The 17,496-nt window shown below is 69.1% G+C and carries 17 protein-coding genes, 1 pseudogene and 1 riboswitch; of the genes and pseudogenes, 16 read left to right on the top strand and 2 right to left on the bottom strand.

Going from position 1 to position 17,496, the window contains the following annotated elements:
* The first annotated feature begins 31 nt into the window (after positions 1-31).
* The 4 genes from K9U40_RS04400 (at position 32) to K9U40_RS04385 (ending at position 4,928) form a co-directional block, all read left to right on the top strand.
* Complete coding sequence (locus tag K9U40_RS04400; protein WP_282888999.1) at positions 32-1,660, top strand: cyclohexanecarboxylate-CoA ligase; 1,629 nt, start codon at positions 32-34, stop codon at positions 1,658-1,660.
* 49 nt (positions 1,661-1,709) lie between these two features.
* On the top strand, positions 1,710-2,507 hold the full coding sequence (badI, locus tag K9U40_RS04395) for a 2-ketocyclohexanecarboxyl-CoA hydrolase (RefSeq protein ID WP_282888998.1): 798 nt from the start codon (positions 1,710-1,712) through the stop codon (positions 2,505-2,507).
* A 70-nt stretch (positions 2,508-2,577) separates the two neighbouring features.
* The gene (locus K9U40_RS04390; protein WP_282888997.1) at positions 2,578-3,759 is read left to right on the top strand and encodes an acyl-CoA dehydrogenase family protein; all 1,182 of its coding nucleotides are present in this window, start codon (positions 2,578-2,580) and stop codon (positions 3,757-3,759) included.
* A 17-nt stretch (positions 3,760-3,776) separates the two neighbouring features.
* Positions 3,777-4,928, top strand: coding sequence for an acyl-CoA dehydrogenase family protein (locus tag K9U40_RS04385; protein ID WP_282888996.1), 1,152 nt, complete (start codon positions 3,777-3,779; stop codon positions 4,926-4,928).
* Positions 4,929-4,934: 6 nt separating this feature from the next.
* On the opposite strand, the gene K9U40_RS04380 is transcribed toward K9U40_RS04385, so the two are convergent.
* On the bottom strand, positions 4,935-5,408 hold the full coding sequence (locus K9U40_RS04380; protein ID WP_282888995.1) for a MarR family winged helix-turn-helix transcriptional regulator: 474 nt from the start codon (positions 5,406-5,408) through the stop codon (positions 4,935-4,937).
* 152 nt (positions 5,409-5,560) lie between these two features.
* On the opposite strand from K9U40_RS04380, the gene K9U40_RS04375 reads away from it, so the two are divergent.
* From K9U40_RS04375 to K9U40_RS04360, 4 genes are all read left to right on the top strand, one after another.
* On the top strand, positions 5,561-6,307 hold the full coding sequence (locus tag K9U40_RS04375; RefSeq protein WP_282888994.1) for an SDR family oxidoreductase: 747 nt from the start codon (positions 5,561-5,563) through the stop codon (positions 6,305-6,307).
* Between the two features lie 134 nt (positions 6,308-6,441).
* Positions 6,442-7,227, top strand: a complete 786-nt coding sequence (locus K9U40_RS04370; RefSeq protein ID WP_282888993.1) for an enoyl-CoA hydratase/isomerase family protein — start codon at positions 6,442-6,444, stop codon at positions 7,225-7,227.
* A gap of 23 nt (positions 7,228-7,250) precedes the next feature.
* Positions 7,251-8,117, top strand: a complete 867-nt coding sequence (locus tag K9U40_RS04365) for an enoyl-CoA hydratase/isomerase family protein (RefSeq protein WP_282888992.1) — start codon at positions 7,251-7,253, stop codon at positions 8,115-8,117.
* Between the two features lie 72 nt (positions 8,118-8,189).
* Positions 8,190-9,731, top strand: a complete 1,542-nt coding sequence (locus tag K9U40_RS04360) for a 3-hydroxyacyl-CoA dehydrogenase (protein ID WP_282888991.1) — start codon at positions 8,190-8,192, stop codon at positions 9,729-9,731.
* 54 nt (positions 9,732-9,785) lie between these two features.
* Here K9U40_RS04360 and K9U40_RS04355 read toward each other — a convergent pair whose 3' ends face one another.
* Positions 9,786-10,463, bottom strand: a complete 678-nt coding sequence (locus tag K9U40_RS04355; protein ID WP_282888990.1) for an energy-coupling factor ABC transporter permease — start codon at positions 10,461-10,463, stop codon at positions 9,786-9,788.
* 36 nt (positions 10,464-10,499) lie between these two features.
* Positions 10,500-10,728: riboswitch (cobalamin riboswitch) on the bottom strand.
* Between the two features lie 161 nt (positions 10,729-10,889).
* On the opposite strand from K9U40_RS04355, the gene K9U40_RS04350 reads away from it, so the two are divergent.
* The 8 genes and pseudogenes from K9U40_RS04350 to K9U40_RS24780 all read left to right on the top strand — a co-directional run.
* Positions 10,890-11,678 carry a FadR/GntR family transcriptional regulator gene (locus tag K9U40_RS04350; RefSeq protein WP_282888989.1) on the top strand — a complete coding sequence of 263 codons (789 nt, stop codon included), beginning with the start codon at positions 10,890-10,892 and terminating at the stop codon, positions 11,676-11,678.
* Between the two features lie 149 nt (positions 11,679-11,827).
* Complete coding sequence (locus tag K9U40_RS04345) at positions 11,828-12,499, top strand: TetR/AcrR family transcriptional regulator (RefSeq protein ID WP_282888988.1); 672 nt, start codon at positions 11,828-11,830, stop codon at positions 12,497-12,499.
* A gap of 28 nt (positions 12,500-12,527) precedes the next feature.
* Entirely contained in the window at positions 12,528-13,502 is a 975-nt protein-coding gene (locus tag K9U40_RS04340; RefSeq protein WP_282888987.1) for an NAD(P)H-dependent flavin oxidoreductase, read from the top strand.
* A 360-nt stretch (positions 13,503-13,862) separates the two neighbouring features.
* Positions 13,863-15,050: a lipid-transfer protein gene (locus tag K9U40_RS04335; protein ID WP_282888986.1), complete on the top strand. Its 1,188-nt coding sequence runs from the start codon at positions 13,863-13,865 to the stop codon at positions 15,048-15,050.
* On the top strand, positions 15,047-15,490 hold the full coding sequence (locus K9U40_RS04330) for a MaoC family dehydratase N-terminal domain-containing protein (protein WP_282888985.1): 444 nt from the start codon (positions 15,047-15,049) through the stop codon (positions 15,488-15,490). The genes K9U40_RS04335 and K9U40_RS04330 overlap by 4 nt, the downstream gene beginning before the upstream one ends.
* Before the next feature lie 12 nt (positions 15,491-15,502).
* Positions 15,503-15,940, top strand: coding sequence for a MaoC/PaaZ C-terminal domain-containing protein (locus K9U40_RS04325; protein ID WP_282888984.1), 438 nt, complete (start codon positions 15,503-15,505; stop codon positions 15,938-15,940).
* A gap of 11 nt (positions 15,941-15,951) precedes the next feature.
* Entirely contained in the window at positions 15,952-16,776 is an 825-nt protein-coding gene (locus K9U40_RS04320) for an SDR family NAD(P)-dependent oxidoreductase (RefSeq protein ID WP_282888983.1), read from the top strand.
* Between the two features lie 156 nt (positions 16,777-16,932).
* Positions 16,933-17,025 (top strand): annotated as a pseudogene (locus tag K9U40_RS24780) (NAD(P)H-binding protein); the annotation flags it as partial.
* Positions 17,026-17,496: the final 471 nt, after the last annotated feature.

The following is a 17,496-nucleotide window of genomic DNA, read 5'->3' as shown; positions in this document are numbered from 1 at the left end:
GCGCAGGATGCGGCCGGGAGGAAATAACCCAATGACGTTCGATCTGATGCCGGCAACGCGTCGCGATGCCATGACCTCGGCCGGTCTGTGGCGCGACGAGACGCTGCTCGACCCCTTTCGCCGCCACGTGGCCGCCGGGCCGCGGAAGCCGGCGGTCATCGCCAGCCGCGCGGAGGCCGGCGATACGGTCCGCATCAGCTATGGCGAGCTGGATGCCCTCTCCGACCGGCTCGCCATCGGCCTCATGCGGCGCGGGGTGGGGGAGGGCGACGTGGTCGCCTTCCAGCTTCCGAACTGGTGGCAGTTCCCGGTGCTGCACCTCGCCTGCCTCAAGGTCGGCGCCGTCTCCAACCCGCTGATGGTGATCTTCCGCGAGCGCGAGCTCACCTTCATGCTGGGGCTCGCGGAGACGAAGGTCCTCGTCGTTCCAGACCGGTTCCGGAACGTGGATCATGGCGCCATCGCCAGGGCGGTGCAGGCGCAGCTGCCGTCGCTGGCGTACGTCTTCGTGGTGGATGGCGAGGGCGAGGAGGCGTTCGACCGGCTGCTGGCCGCCGACATCACCGAGGCGGAGCGCGCGACCCTCGCCGCCCGTCGCCTGTCGCCGGATGCGGTCATCGAGCTGCTGTACACCTCGGGCACCACCGGCGAGCCGAAGGGCGTGAGCCACACCTCCAACACCATGCTGGCCAACCTGGTGCCGTTCGCCGAGCGGCTGCGCCTCGGGCCGGACGACGTGGTGCATATGCCCTCGCCCATGGCCCACCAGCTGGGCTTCATGTACGGCCTCGTGCTGCCCGCCATGCTGGGCGCCACCGCCGTGCTGCAGGACATCTTCGTCGCCGAGGAGATGGCGCGCCAGATCACGCAGGAGGGCGCCACCTTCACCATGGGGGCGACCCCCTTCCTGAACGACCTCGCCGACCACTGCATCCGCACCGGCACCAGGACGCCCACCCTGCGCGTCTTCGTCTCGGCGGGGGCGCCCATTCCGCGGCCGCTGGTGGCGAAGGCGCAGGACGCGCTCGGCGCCGCCGTCATCTCGGCCTGGGGCATGTCGGAGAACGGCGCGGTGACCACCACCCGCCTCGAGGATCCGCAGGAGAAGGTCACCGCCACCGACGGTTGCCCGCTGCCGGGCATGGAGGTCCGGGTGGTGGATGTGTCCGGGCAGCCGCTGGCCGTCGGCGAGGACGGCATGCTGCAGGTGCGCGGCTGCTCCAATTTCGTCGGCTACCTCAAGCGCCCCGGCCTCGCGCAGGTGGATCGCGACGGCTGGTTCGACACCGGCGACATCGCCCGCATGGATGCCGACGGCTACATCCGTATTGCCGGACGCTCCAAGGACATCATCATCCGCGGCGGCGAGAACATCCCGGTGGTCGAGGTGGAGAACCTGCTCTTCAAGCACCCCGCCGTCTCGGCGGTGGCGATCGTGGGCTATCCGGATTCCCGCCTCGGCGAGCGGGCCTGTGCCTTCGTCATCCCGCGCGCGGGCATGAGCTTCAGCTTTGAAGACATGGTCGAGTATCTCAAGGCCCAGAAGATGGCCATGCAGTACATCCCCGAGCGGCTCCAGGTGGTGGATGCGCTGCCGCAGACCCCGTCGGGCAAGATCCAGAAATTCCGCCTGCGCGAGATGGCGCGGGACGGGAACTGAGCCGGCGGACCCTTCCCTATCCGTATCGCACGTCTCCGGAGAAGCCCCGATGACCTATGAAGACATCCTCTACGAAGTGCGCCCGGCCGGCGTCGCCCGCATCACCATCAATCGCGCGGACAAGTACAACGCCTTCCGGGGCCAGACGGTGGACGAGCTGATCCACGCCTTCCAGACGGCGGGCTGGGACCGGTCCATCGGCGTCATCGTGCTCACCGGCGCCGGCGACAAGGCGTTCTGCACCGGCGGCGACCAGAGCGCCCATGACGGCCAGTATGACGGGCGCGGCACCATCGGCCTGCCCATCGACGAACTGCAGAGCCTCATCCGCGACGTGCCCAAGCCTGTCATTGCCCGGGTCAACGGCTTCGCCATCGGCGGCGGCAACGTGCTCGCCACCATCTGCGACCTCACCATCGCCTCGGACAAGGCGCAGCTCGGCCAGGTGGGCCCCAAGGTGGGCTCGGTGGATCCCGGCTTCGGCACCGCCTACCTCGCCCGCATCGTCGGCGAGAAGAAGGCGCGGGAGATCTGGTACCTGTGCAAGCGCTACACCGCGGCCGAGGCGCTGGCCATGGGCCTCGTGAACGCGGTGGTCCCGCACGAGGAACTGGACGCGGAGGTGGACCGCTGGTGCGCCGAGCTTCTGGAGCGCAGCCCGACCGCCCTTTCCCTGGCCAAGCGCTCTTTCAACGCCGACACGGAAAGTATCCGGGGCATCTCCTCCATGGGGATGGCGGCGCTGAGCCTCTATTACGACACCGACGAGTCCAGGGAAGGCGGCGTCGCCTTCCGCGAGAAGCGCAAGCCCGACTTCCGCCGGCACGTGACGGCGAAGAAGGCGTGAGCGGGCGCCAGATCTTGCGCCTGTCGTGCCGTCCCGCGGCGAACAGGCGTGAGAACCCGGAGGAACACCCATGCAGCTCGGCTTCACCGATGAGGAGATCGCCTTCCGGGGCGAGGTCCGGCATTTTCTTGGCTCCGCCTTGTCGGAGGAGGCTCGCCGCAAGCTGAGAGAGGGCCGCCGGCTCGGTAAGGAGGAACTCGTCGCCTGGACGCGCATCCTCCATGCCAGGGGCTGGGCGGTGCCCCACTGGCCCCTGGAGTGGGGCGGCACCGGCTGGGATCCTATCCGGCAGATGATCTTCCGCGACGAGGTCCAGCAGTTTCCCGCGCCGGAGACCCTGTCCTTCGGCACCTCCATGGTGGGGCCGGTGATCTACACCTTCGGCTCGCGGGCGCAGAAGGAGCGCTTCCTGCCGCGCATCGCCCGCCTCGACGACTGGTGGTGCCAGGGCTTCTCGGAGCCGGGCGCAGGCTCCGACCTCGCGAGCCTGAAGACCCGCGCGGTGCGCGACGGCGACCATTACGTGGTCAACGGCCAGAAGGCCTGGACCACGCTCGCCCAGCACGCCGACTGGATCTTCGTCCTCGCCCGCACGGATCCTTCGGCCAGGAAGCAGAACGGCATCTCCTTCCTGCTGGTGGACATGACGACGCCGGGCGTGACCGTGCGCCCGGTCGAGACCATCGACGGCGGCTTCGAGATCAACGAGGTGTTCTTCGAGGATGTGCGCGTGCCCGCGGAAAACCTCGTGGGCGAGGAGAACAAGGGCTGGGACTACGCCAAGTTCCTGCTGGGCAACGAGCGCAACGGGCAGGCGCGGGTCGGCCTCTCCAAGGCCCGCGCGCGCCGCATCCGCGACCTCGCGACGGCCCCCTGCGACGCTGGCGAGCCGCGCATGGCCGACCCGGTCTTCCGCCGCCGGCTTGCCGCGCTCGAGGTGGAGATCAAGGCCCTGGAGATGACCCAGCTGCGCGTCATCGCCGCCGAGCGCGGGCGGGGGGAGGGCAAGCCCGATCCGGCCTCCTCCATCCTCAAGATCCGCGGCTCGGAACTGCAGCAGGCCACCACCGAGCTGCTGATGGACCTCATCGGCCCCGCCGCTTTGGTGCGCCACGCGGACGAGGGGCCGCAGGGCCATGACTGGGCCCGCGGCGGCGCCTCGACCTACTTCAACCTGCGCAAGCTCTCCATCTATGGCGGATCCAACGAGATCCAGCGCACCATCATCGCGAAGGCCATCCTCGGGCTGTGACGCCGGGAGCGTGACACATGAACTTTGAATTCTCCGAGGAACAAAACCTCCTGAAGGACAGCGTCGATCGCGCCTTCGCGAAGTCCTACGGCTTCGAGCGGCGCATGCAGGTCCTCGGCTCCGCGCCGGGCTGGAGCCGGGAGGCCTGGACGCAGATGGCGGATCTCGGCCTGCTGGGCCTGCCCTTCGCCGCCGGGGACGGCGGCTTCGATGGCGGCCCGGTGGAGACCATGATCGTCATGGAAGCCATCGGGCGGGCGCTGGCGCTGGAGCCCTATGCGCAGACCGTGGTGCTGGCCGGCGCGGTGCTGCGCCATGGGGCGTCGGCGGCGCTCCGGGCGCATCTCGTTCCGCAGGTCGCGGAGGGGCGCCTCGTCCTCGCCTTCGCCCATGGCGAGACGCAGGCGCGCTGGGCCCTGTCCGACGTGGCGACCCGCGCGGTGCGCGTGGACGGCGGCTATCGCCTGACGGGGCGCAAGGTGCTGGTGGTGGCGGGGGGCATCGCCGACCGGCTCGTGGTTTCCGCCCGGACGGCGGGCGGGCGGACCGAGGCGCAGGGCATCGGCCTGTTCCTGGTGGATCCGGCCTCGGCCGGGGTGAGCGTGACCGCCTATGCGACCCATGACGGGCGGCGCGCGGCGGACATCGGCCTCGATGATGTCTTCGTCGCCGACGCGGACGTCATCGGCGATCCCGCGGGGGCCTTTCCGGTCATCGCGCGTGCCGTGGGCGAGGCCATCGCGGCGCTGTGCGCGGAGGCGGTGGGCGCCATGGACGAAGCCCTCGCCATGACGGTCGACTACCTGAAGACCCGCACCCAGTTCGGCGTGACCATCGGCTCGTTCCAGGCGCTCCAGCACCGGGCGGCGGACATGTTCGTGGCGCTGGAGCAGGCGCGCAGCATGGCGCTCTATGCGGTCATGTCGGTGGCGGAACCCGATGCGGTCCGGCGCGCCGCGGCGCTTTCGGCGGCCAAGGTGCAGATCGGGATCTCCGGCCGCTTCATCGGCCAGCAGGCGATCCAGCTGCACGGGGGGATCGGCATGACCATGGAATACAAGGTCGGCCATCTCTTCAAGCGGCTGACCATGATCGACAAGGAGTTCGGCGACGTGGACCACCACCTCGCGTGCCTCGGCGAGGGGCCCGGTTTGCTGGAGGCGTCGTGAGGCGGGTCAGACGTCGTTGAGGCCGTCCCTCAGGCGGTCGAGGAGCTGGTAGAGCTGGACCTGCTCGGCATCGTTCAGGGGTGTCAGCGCCTGGGCATAGAAGGCCTCGATGGTGCCCTGCATGGCATCCCAGGTCCGGTTGCCCTCGGAGGTGAGGCGGACGAGGCGGCTGCGGCCGTCCTCCGGGTCCTTCACGCGCTCCACCCAGTCGCGGGCCTCCAGCCGGTCGAGCACCGCGGTGAGGTTCTGGCGGCTGAGCATGAGGAACTCGATCAGGTCCTTCACGCTCATGCCCTTCTCGCGCACCAGCGGGCGCGCCAGCGCGCCGAGCACGGCCCATTGCTGGGTGGTGGCGCCGAAATCGCCCATGTAGCGGGTGCCGTTCTTGTGCAGCAGATTCGAGCATTGATACAGGCGGAAGAACAGCCTGTTGGCGATCTCGAAGCCACTGGGCTCGGACATGGATTTGCGACGCGGCATGATTGCGGCCCTCTCTCCATCGCCGGTTAGGAGATGACCCCTTCCAACGCAACACAATTTTATATCAATAAATTGACATATCAAATTGTCGGCCCATAATGCCGGCGTCTAGTTTGAAGCGAGCGTCTGCCGTGAAAGATTTCGAAAAACGTGTGATCGTAATAACCGGTGGTGGCGGCGGTATCGGCGGCGCGACCGCAAGACGTTTTGCTGCCAAGGGCGGCCATGTGGCCGTGATGGACAGGGACCTCGACGCGGCGGCGCGGACGGCGGCGCAGATCGAGGCCGAGGGCGGCGTCGCCCGCGCCTATGCCTGCGACATCACCGATCGCGGCGCGGTGGAAGCCGCCGTCGCGGCGACGCAGGCGGACCTCGGCCCCATCGACGTGCTCGTCAACAATGCCGGCTGGGACGTGTTCCGCCCCTTCCTCGCCACCTCGCCGGAGGATTGGCAGCGCCTGATCGCCATCAACCTCGTCGGAGCGCTCCACATGCATCACGTGGTGCTGCCGCTGATGGTGGCGCGCAAGGCGGGGCGGGTGGTCAACATCGCCTCCGACGCGGCGCGCGTGGGGTCGAGCGGCGAGGCGGTCTATGCCGCCTGCAAGGCCGGGCTCGTGGCGCTCTCCAAGACCCTCGCGCGCGAGCATGCCCGTGACGGCATCACCTTCAACGTGGTCTGTCCCGGCCCCACCCAGACCGCGCTGTTCGAGGGCTACAAGAAGGGCGCGGGCAATGCCGACAAGCTGGCCGAGGCGTTCCGCCGCTCCATCCCCCTCGGCCGCATCGGCGACCCGGAGGACCTGCCCGGCGCCATCACCTTCTTCGCCTCCGATGCGGCGGCCTATGTCACCGGCCAGGTGCTGTCGGTGTCCGGCGGCCTGAGCATGGTCGGCTGACGCCGGCACGGGCCGGAAGGATCCTCCCGCGCCGGGTTCTCAGGGGCGCCCGGCGCGGGAGGCCGCCAGCGCGCCGCCGGGCGATGGATGATGCGGCTCCGCCGTTGCAAGCAACCCGATCACGAGGCATGCCCATGACTTCCCTGGCTCCGCGCGGCGGCGACGATCGGCTGACGCTCGCCTTCGACGGTGCGGTGGCCACCGTCACCCTGTGCCGCCCTCCGGTCAACGCCATCGACGATGCCATGCTCGATGCGCTGCTCGCGGCCATCGCGCGCGTGGAGGCCAATGGGCAGGTCTCGCTGCTGCGGTTCCGCAGCCGGGGAAAGCTGTTCTGCGCCGGGGCGGATCTGGAAATGGTGGCCGCCCGCGTGGCGCGCGACACCGGCGCGGAGGAGATGGTCTCTTCCGTCCGCCGCTTCCATGAGGTCTTCGACCGGCTGGCGGCGCTTCCCGCGGTGACGCTGGCCGAGATCGAGGGCCACGCGCTGGGCGGCGGCCTCGAGCTTGCGCTCGCCTGCGATCTCAGGATCGCCGCCTGGGAGGCGAAACTGGGCCTGCCCGAGGCCAAGGTGGGGCTGCTGCCCGGCGCCGGTGGCACGCAGCGGCTCACCCGGCTGTGCGGCCCGGGCGTTGCCGCGCGCATCATCCTGTCGGGCGACGTGATCGACGGGCGGGAGGCCGAGCGCCTCGGCCTCGTGCAGTGGGCGGTGCCCGCGGCGGAATTCGCGGAGAAGGCGAACGAGGTGGCCGTGCGTATCGCCGCGCTCTCGCCCGAGGCGCTGCGGGAAGCCAAGCGCTGCATCGGCATCGCCGCGGCCATCGCGGCGGACGGCGCGCAGGCCGAGATCGGGGGCATCGGCGCGCTGATGCGCGAACCGGGCACCCGCCGGCGCGTCACCGCGTTTCTCGCCCGCTGACGCGGTTTCCCGGAGCGATGGCGATGACGGACAATATTGTGGTGCGCACCGAGGTGACGGACGCCATCGCGGTCGTGACAGTGGACAATCCGCCGGTCAACGCCCTGTCCCACAAGGTGCGGGCCGGGCTTCTCGGCGCCATCCGCGCGGCCGAAGCCGATCCGGCGGTGGAGGCGGTGGTGCTGCGCTGTGCCGGCCGCACCTTCATCGCCGGCGCCGACATTTCGGAATTCGACAAGCCGCCACTGGAGCCGGCGCTGCCGGACGTGCTCCGGGCCATCGCGGCGCTGCGAAAGCCGGTCATCGCCGCCATCCACGGCTCGGCCCTCGGCGGTGGCTTCGAGGTGGCGCTGGCGGCTCATTTTCGGGTGGCGCTGACGTCGGCGAAAATGGGACTGCCGGAAATCCGCCTCGGCCTCATTCCCGGCGCGGGCGGAACCCAGCGCCTGCCGCGCCTGATCGGCGTCGAGCCGGCCCTGCGCCTGCTTCTCTCCGGCACGCCGGTGGAGGCGTCGCAGGCCCATGCCATGGGCGCCATCGACCGCGTGGTGGAAACCGATGACCTCCTCGGCGCCGCGCTTGGCTTTGCCCGAACGCTGCGCCGGGAGGGCCATGCCGCCGTGCCCTGCGGCGGACGCCCGAGCGCGCTCGGGGACCGCGAGCGGAACCGCGCGGTCATCGCGGACCTGTGCGCGGAGCTTGAACGGGCGCAGGGTGACCAGATCGCCTGGCGGCACCTCATCAATGCGGTGGAGACCGGCATGGAGCACGGGCTCGATGCCGGCCTCGCCGTCGAGCGCGCCGCCTTCCTCGCGCTGCGGGACAGCCCGCAGGCCAAAGCCTTGAGGGAGGCGTTCTTCGCCGCGCGCAGGAAGGCGCCTCAGGGCTGAGGCGGGAGGGGCAGACGTTGCCGGCCGCTTCGGCCGGAGCGGGATTTTTCTCTGGTGGTCCGTGGGGTCAACATGAGTGACGACGCAACCCGTACCGACACCACGATCGGCATCGTCGGTGCCGGAATCATGGGGCGGGGCATCGCCCAGGTCGCGGCCGAAGCGGGCATGCGCGTGCTGCTGGCGGACGCCGAGCCCGCGCGGGTTGCGGAGGCCGTGGCCGCCTGCGGCGCCCTGATCCGTCGCAAGGCCGAGAAAGGGCAGCTTTCGTCCGGCGCGGCGGACGCCGCCATCGCGCGCATCGCTGCGTCACCGGCCGGGCCGCAGCCGGGCTACGCTGCCTTCGCGGCCTGCGACCTGGTGGTGGAGGCCGTGGTGGAGCGCATGGACATCAAGCACCAGGTGCTCGCCGGGGTCGAGGCGGCGGTGCGCGAGGACTGCATCATCGCCACCAACACCTCCTCGCTGTGCGTGACCGGCTTCGCCGCCGCCGCGCGCGTGCCCGAGCGCATTGCCGGCTTCCACTTCTTCAATCCGGTTCCGCTGATGAAGATCGTGGAGGTGATCGGCGGCGTGCTGACCGCCGAGGCGGTGCTGGAAAGGCTGTCGGCAGTGGCGCGCCGCATGGGGCATTATCCCGTGCGGGCGAGCGACACGCCGGGCTTTGTCGTCAACCACGCGGGGCGCGGCTACCTCACGGAGGCGCTGCGGATCGTTTCCGAAGGCATAGCGGATGTCGCCGACGTGGACCGGGTGATGACCGAGGCCGCCGGATTTCGGCTCGGCCCGTTCGAGCTTCTCGATCTCACCGGCCTCGACGTGTCGCAGCCGGTGATGGATGCCATCTACCACCAGTATTACGAGGAGCCGCGCTACCGTCCCTCGGTGCTGGTGGCCACCCGAAGGCTCGGCGGGCTGCTGGGGCGCAAGACGGGCCGCGGCTTCTACGCCTATGCCGACGGCAAGGCGCAGAAGCCGGCCGAGCCGCCGGCGCCGGCCATCGACCCCTCCGGCCTGAGGATGTGGATCAGTCGTCGCGACCCGGCCGCAGAAGCGACGCTTCGGGCCATCCTCGCCGCATCCGGGGCGAGGATGGAGGAGGGGGCGGGGCCGTCCCCGGGCGCGATCGCGGTGGTCACACCCTGGGGAGAGGATGCCGGGACGGCGGCCCTGGCGGAGGGGCTCGATCCGGCGCGCGTGGTGGCGATAGATCCCTCGACGCTGGGCCGGCGGCGCACGGTGATGGCGAGCCCGGCGACCGATCCGAAGGTCCGCGCGGCGGCGCATGCGCTGTTCGCGGCCGATGGCGCCGCCGTCACCTTCATCAAGGATAGTCCGGGCTTCATCGCCCAGCGCATCCACGCGGCCATCGTGAATGTGGGGGCCGACATGGCCCAGCAGCGCATCGCCGCTCCCGGAGACATCGACCGCGCGGTCGAACTCGGGCTGGGCTATCCGCGCGGACCGCTGAAGCTCGGCGACGAGATGGGGCCCGGCCGGATCCTCGCGATCCTGGAGGCCATGGGCGACTTCTACCGCGACCCGCGCTATCGCCCGAGCCCGTGGCTGAAACGCCGCGCCCGGCTCGGCCTGCCGCTCCATGCCCCGGACTGAGACACAGGGAGGCGGCGCCTGCGGGCGCCGCCTCATTGGGCGATCGGGAGGCGGTCAGGCCGCCTCGTAGAGCCGGCGCTCGAGCAGCGCGCTGCCCTTCCAGCGATTGAGGGCCTTGGCTGCCGCCAGCACCGCGAGATCCACCAGCGGCTCGACGATGATGACCAGCAGGTAGGCCCCGCCGAACGACGAGATCGCGGCGGTGTTCTCGACGGTGAAGCCCTGCCCGTAGAACGCCCAGAACGCCACCCAGGCGACGATGCCGGCCTGATAGGTCGTGGAGAGCGCGAGCGCCTGGCGGTACTTCAGGTCCACATAGGCCGTGTTCGGCGCGATGATCCGGGGCGCCAGCGCCGTGAGGGCGAACAGCGGGACCAGAAGGGTGGTGACGTTCATGCCGAATTGCGGCAGGTCGAACGGCGCAAAGAACAGGCCCTGGATCAGCAGGCCCAGGGCGAGGCCGATGGCGGCCGGCGCAGCCCCGAACATCAGGAACAGGGTCGAGCCGAGAATGAGGTGCACCTCGGAGACGCCCACCGGATAGTGCGGCAGGACCTCGAAGAAGGAAAAGACCAGCGCCGTCGCAGCCGCGCTGCGCGACAGCAGGGAGAGCGCCCCGCGCTCCCGCAGCGCGTCGAAGGCGAGCTTCATCGTGTAGCCGCCAGCGCCGGCGGCGGTGACGTAGCTCAGCCAGATCTTTCCGCCGTCCACAAGGCCGGGTTCGATATGCATTGAAGGCTCCTTTGCCGTCTCACCCGACGGCGTGAGATTGAACACGCGCCCATGGCCGGTCTCCTGACTTGCGGGTCGTCGCAACCATCCGCCTTCCCAGACCTCGCCCCGAAAGGCTCTGGTCCAGTGGCATCAAGGAAGGCTACTCGCCGCTCACAGTCGCGGGGGCGGTCGGGGCTTCGGGCGGTCAGGCCCTTCCCCGTTCCCATATCCGCCGGCACACGTCGCCGCGCGCCGATGGAAAACCATGTGCACGTGCAGCAGCAGCCAAATGGCGGCCCGTGTCAAGCGCCGCGCTCGCGGTTGTGTCCTTCTTCTGGTCGCGGGCGGCGAAGAGCGCATGGAAGCGGCGCCTCGACAGGATTCGCCAACCAGCCTATCTCAGGACGAGGCTTGATGGCCGGAAACGAGGGACGAGAGCGAAAGATGGCGCAGACCAAGGAGGCGCGCGAGGCCGGGACGGCGGAACCCGCCTGCGGCATGTTTGCGCCCATCACGCCGGCACCGGCCTACAAGCTGGTGGCGGATGCCATCGAGCGCCAGATCGTCTCCGGCCGGGTCCGGCCCGGCGATGCCCTCGGCACCGAGGCGGAGCTGGTGCGCCAGTTCGGCGTCAACCGCTCCACCGTGCGTGAGGGCATCAGGCTTTTGGAGCAGAGCGGCCTGATCCGGCGCGATTCCAGCCGCCGGCTGTTTGCCGCAGTGCCCCATTACGACCGGTTCGCCGGAGACATTAGCCGCGCCTTCGTGCTGAATGAGATTACCTTCCGCGAGCTGTGGGAATCCACCATGGCCATCGAGACCGCGGTGGCGGAGCTGGCCGCTGAGCGCATCACCGACGCGCTTCTGGCCAAGCTGGAAGACAACATGAAGAAGTCGGAGAAGGCGATGAAGAAGCCCTCCGAACTGGCCCTGCTTGACCTCGAGTTCCACGCCATCCTCGCCCGCGCCTCGGGCAACCGCGTGCTCCAGTTTGCCCGCGAGCCGGAGAACAAGCTGTTCTTCCCCACCACCGAGATGCTGTTCCGGCGCAACACCCACGCCGCCGAGCGCAACGTGGCGGCCCACGCCGCCATCATCGAGGCCCTGCGCACCCGCGACAAGGCAAAGGCGGTGCTCTGGATGCGGCGGCACATCAACGACTGGAAGCGCGGCTTTGAGCTGATCGGCAAGTCCATCGACCAGGCCATCGACCGCACCTACGCCGAAGACTGAGACCCGCCGCGCCTGGCACCTGGAGTCTGGCACCTGGAGTCTGCGCGGGGGCGTGCTTGACCTGGATGTTACCCATAAGTAACATATATTCTGACTGGTAGAGCCGCGCTCTCGGGCTGCGGGCCTCCCCTTCTCCAGCGGACCCTGCGATGGCGCCCTCCAAACAGACCGGAACCGCCCAGGCCGAACCCTCGCCCTGGCGCTCCCCCGCGCAGCGCGGGCACGACCGGGCCTTGAAGCGCGAGGCGGTGCTGAAGGCGGCGGCGCGGCTGTTCAACGAGAAGGGTTTCCACGCCACCTCGCTGGACGATGTGGCGCGGCAGCTGAACGTGACCAAGCCGACCCTCTATCATTACTTCCGCAGCAAGGACGATGTGCTGTTCGAATGCTGCCGCATGGGCCTCGAGATGATCGAGGCGGCGGCGGCGCCGGTTCCCGGCTCCCGTGCCAGCGGCCTCGAACGGCTGCGCGCGCTGATGGAGAAATATGCCGAGGCCATGACCATGGATTTCGGCATGAGCATCACCCGCACCCCGGACACCGCCCTCTCCCCTGAGAACCGCGCCGAGCTGCGGCGCCTGAAATCGCAGATCGACCAGGCCCTGCGCGGCGTGATCGCGAGCGGCATCGACGACGGCTCCATCGCCCCGTGCGACGTGCGGACCGCCGCCTTCACCATCGCCGGGGCGCTGAACGCCATCGCCCACTGGTACAAGCCCGGCGGGCCCCTCTCGCCGGCTGAGATCGCCCACCAGACCGCCGATTTTCTCATCCAGGGGCTCGCGCCCCGCACCCCAGAACGACGCCAGCCGAAGCGCTGAGCCTCGCCCACAATACGGAGGAAACCCCATGGCCCTGCCCGCTGCCTTCCGCGACCTTGCCATCCCGGCCATCGCCTCGCCCATGTTCCTCGCCTCCGGCCCCGACCTGGTGGTGGAGGTGTGCCGCAGCGGGCTCGTGGGTACCTTCCCGGCCCTCAATGCGCGCACCAGCGAAGCCTATGCGGCCTGGCTCGGCGAGATCGAGGAGCGGCTCGCCGCCGCGGCGCAGGCCGGCCCGCACCCGGCGCCCTACGGGGTCAACCTCATCGTCCACAAGTCGAACCCGCGCCTTGCCGCCGACATCGAGCTGACGGTGAAGCACAAGGTGCCCCTCGTCATCACCTCCCTCGGCGCGGTGCGCGAGGTGGTGGATGCGGTGCACAGCTATGGCGGTCTGATTTTCCACGATGTGATCAGCATCCGTCACGCCCGCAAGGCGGCAGAGGCCGGCGTGGACGGCATCATCGCCGTGTGCGCGGGGGCCGGGGGACACGCGGGCACCTTGAGCCCGTTCGCCCTCATCCCCGAGATCGCCAGCTTCTTCACCGGCACCATTGTTCTGTCCGGAGCCATGAGCACCGGCCGCCACATCGCCGCCGCCCGCATGCTCGGCGCCGACATGGCCTATCTCGGCACCCGTTTCATCGCCACGCGGGAATGCATGGTGCCCGACGCCCAGAAGGAGATGGTGGTCGAGGCGAGCGCGGACGACATCGTCTACACCCCCAAGGTCAGCGGCGTGCCGGCGAATTTCCTGCGCCAGAGCCTTGCCGCCGCCGGCATCGACCTGGACCAGCCGACGCACGAGGGCGGGCTGGACATGGCCAGCGAGGCCAAGGCCTGGAAGACCGTGTGGTCGGCCGGGCAGGGCGTCGGTTCGGTGCGCGAGGTGCTGCCGGCAGCCGAGCTCTGCCGCCAGCTGATCGCAGAATACCACGCCGCCCGCCGCGAGGTGGCGCAGGAGGAGGCCGCCGCGTCCGCCCACCTCACGCCGGCCGCCTGACGCCAGAGCGCGATCCGATCAGATTGACTCAATCTGATCGGTGAATCGCCCTCTAAGTTCAAGAAAGAGAGCGCGTTGCCCGATCAGCTTGCGATGCAAGCTGATCGGCGCGTGCTCTAGAGCGCGATCCGATCAGATTGACTCAATCTGATCGGTGAATCGCGCTCTAAATTCAAGAAAGAGCACGCGTTGCCGCACCGCCGGCCCGGTTCTCGTTCCAACGCGTTGACAAGGCCGGGGGCGGCTGGAATAGGTTGTCCGACAAACCGATAAGCCGCACAGGCATGAGCGGGCGGCGGCGCGACCGCCCGGCCGGTTCGAGCCACAGCATTGGCACAACACGAAATTCAGGGGAAACGCATGGCACAGGTGGTGGTCGGCGGGGTGGGCATGACTGGCTTCGTGAAGCCGAGCGAGAGCCCGAGCTACGTAGCGCTGGCCGGGGAAGCGGTCCGCAGCGCCCTCGCCGACGCGGGCATCGACTATGCCAGGGTCCAGCAGGCCTATGTCGGCTACGTCTATGGCGATTCCACCAGCGGCCAGAAGGCGCTGTACGGCGTGGGCCTCACCGGCATCCCGGTGGTGAACGTGAACAACAATTGCGCCACCGGCTCCACCGCTTTGTGGCTCGCCCGCAACGCGATCCTTTCCGGGCAGGCCGAGTGCGTGCTGGCGCTCGGCTTCGAGCAGATGCAGCCGGGCGCCCTCGTGGAGCACTGGAAGGACCGCCCGGGGCCGCTGGAGGATTTCATCAGGGTCGCCACCGAGGTGGCCTATGATGGCGACGTGCCCATGGCGCCGAAGATGTTCGGCGGCGCCGGCATCGCCCACCAGAAGAAGTACGGCACCAGGGACACCACCTTCGCCGCCATCCGCGCCAAGGCGAGCCGCCATGCGGTCCACAATGCCCGCGCCATCTTCCGCAAGGAGGTGAGCGTCGAGGAAGTGATGGCCTCGCCGCCGGTGACGCGCCTGCTCACCCGCCTGCAATGCTGCCCGCCTACCTGCGGCGCGGCGGCCGCCATCCTCTGCACGCCGGAGTTCGCGCGGCGCCACGGCATCGACACCACCGTGACCATCGCCGCCCAGGCCATGACCACGGACTTTCCCTCCAGCTTCGAGCCGGACCTGATGCGGGTGGTCGGCTACGACATGACCGGCGCGGCGGCGGCCTCGGTCTGGGCCCAGTCCGGCCTCGGCCCCGACGACGTGGACGTGGCCGAGCTGCACGACTGCTTCACCGCCAACGAGCTGATCACCTATGAGGGCCTCGGCTTCTGCCCCGAGGGCGGGGCGGAGAAGTTCATCCTCGACGGCGACAACACCTATGGCGGCAAGGTGGTCACCAATCCTTCGGGCGGGCTGCTCTCCAAGGGCCATCCGCTGGGCGCCACCGGGCTCGCCCAGTGCTTCGAGCTGACCGGCCAGCTGCGCGGCACCATGGAGGCGCGGCAGGTGGAGGGCGCGCGGGTCGCGCTCCAACACAATCTGGGCCTCGGCGGCGCCTGTGTGGTCACGCTCTATACGGCGGACCGGCGCGCGCGATGATCGACCGCAGCTTCATCGGCCACGTGTTCGATCCGTTCACGGTGGAGGTGGAGAAGGGGCGCATCCGCTTCTTCGCCCGCACCATCGGCGAGACCAATCCCGTCTTCACCGACGAAGCGGCGGCCCGCGCGGCCGGCCATGCCTCCCTGCCGATCCCGCCGACGCAATTGTTCTGCCTGGAGATGGAGGGACCGGAGCCGTTCCTGTTCTTCAACCGCCTGGGCCTTGACTTCGCGCGGCTCCTGCACGGTGAGCAATCCTTTGCCTATAAGCGGGTGGCCTGCGCCGGAGAGCGGCTCACCTTCACCCAGCGCGTGGCCGACATCTACGACAAGAAGAACGGTGCGCTGGAATTCGTGCTGCGCGAGACCGCCGTGGAGGACGAGGCCGGCCGGCGTGTCGCCGATTTGAAGACCACCCTTGTGATCCGCAACGGCTAGGGGCTCGCAACCATGACAGATCTCGCGGCCCCCGCCCTCGCCCTCGCGGTCGGCGACATCTTCGCCACGCTGGAACTCGCTCCCGTCACCCGTACCCAGTTGGCGCTCTATGCCGGGGCGTCGGGCGACCACAACCCGATCCATATCGACAGCGATTTCGCCCACGCCGCCGGGGAAAAGGACGTGTTCGCCCAGGGCATGTTCGTGATGGCTGCCCTCAGCCGGCTGCTGACGGCGAACGCCCCCCTCACCGCCCTGCGCTCGTTCGGCACGCGGTTCCTCGCCATGACCCATCTCGGCGACCGCCTGACCCTGACCGCGACGGTGGCCGAGCTGTTCGAGGCGGAGGGGGAGCGGCGGGCGCGCCTCGACCTTGCCGTCCGCGACCAGGCGGGCGAACAGAAGCTTGCGGGCGCGGCTGTCCTCGCGCTTGCTGACCGGGACCTTTGAGGGGCGCAGTCATGAAGAAGCTTGCGGGCAAGGTCGCCTATGTGACCGGGGCCGGCCGCGGCATCGGCCGCGCCATCGCCCTGAAACTGGCGGGCGAAGGCGCGCGCCTCGTCCTCAACGATCTCGACGCGGAGCCGGCGGAGGCCGTCCTGTCCGAGATTCTGGCGCTGGGCGGGGAGGCCGTCGCCGTGCCCGGATCGGTGACGGCGAAGGGCTTCGCCCAAAGCTTCCTTGATCGCGGCATCGCGGCCTTCGACGGCGTGGACATCATCGTGAACAATGCCGGCTACACCTGGGACAGCCTGATCGGCAAGATGAGCGACGCGCAGTTCGACGCCATCCTCGACGTGCACCTGAAGGCCCCGTTCCAGATCCTGCGCGCCGCCGCCGAGCCGATCCGCATCCGCGCGGCTCAGGAAGCCGCCGAGGGGCGCGAGGTGTTCCGCAAGGTGGTGAACATCTCCTCCATCGCCGGCACCGGCGGCAACATGGGGCAGGCCAATTATGCGTCGGCGAAGGCGGGCGTCATCGGCCTCACCAAGACGCTGGCCAGGGAGTGGGGGCGCTTCAAGGTGAATGTGAACTGCGTCGCCTTCGGCCTCATCGAGACGCGGATGACGGCGGCCACCGAGACCAAGGCCTCCATCACCGTGGAGGGCAACGAGGTGGCCATCGGCCTGCCGCCCAAGGTGCTGGACGGCTTCCGCAGCCTCATTCCGCTGGGCCGCGCCGGCACGCCGCAGGAAGCCGCCGACGGCGTCTATCTCTTCTGCGCGCCGGAATCCAACTATGTCAGCGGGCAGGTGCTGGTGGTGGGCGGCGGGATTTCCTTCTGATCTTCCCGCCCTCAATCTCATGATCTGCGGGATATGAACCGCCGGTGACCCGGGGGCCTCCGCCCACTGCATCTGCGGCCATGGTGCGCGGGAGGGCTTCGGCCCCGTCCTGTTCCAGGCCCATCTCACCAGAGGCAATCACTCTGCGACAGGGAGCGTGTCGCCGTCATCCTCCACCGCATGTGGAGTGACGGTTCGCAGTTCTGCTGGGGCAAAGACCCCGCCAATGGAGCCATGGCCGCTGCATGACGCCGCAGTGCCGAAACGGGGGGCAAAAGACACCACGCAAGGACACCACCCAAGGATACCACCCATGATCCCGAAAGGGTGAACCGGATCGTTCCCGTGGGGACGATGGGCAAGGCGATCTCGTTGAGAATCCAGAACCTGGGGCAAAACACCCCAAGGCCGTGAAACAGATTGAGACGCCTCGCCCTTCTGACCCCATCATGCGGCGGCTGGCCTTCAAAGAGGCTCGCGCCGACCGCGAAGAGAAGCGTGTGACCCAGGGGGCGACACGAGCCGGACAAGCCAAGACCGGGCGACCTGAACGAGCAGCTTGACCTCAACGACCCCAATCAGAGAAGGCTCTAAGAGCGCCTAACAAAACGATTTGTTAACCATATTTGGCGTTGTGTTGGGCATGGCCAAGAAGCTGTTGCCCGACGCCCTCTGGGCGGAGATCGCCCCGTTGTTTCCATGCGCTGCGCCTCGCCCGAA

Source organism: Xanthobacter autotrophicus (genome assembly GCF_030015065.1).
Taxonomy (GTDB): Bacteria; Pseudomonadota; Alphaproteobacteria; order Rhizobiales; family Xanthobacteraceae; genus Xanthobacter; species Xanthobacter autotrophicus_D.
Note: the sequence above shows the minus strand (reverse complement) of the source record. Positions and strands in the feature narration are given on the sequence as shown.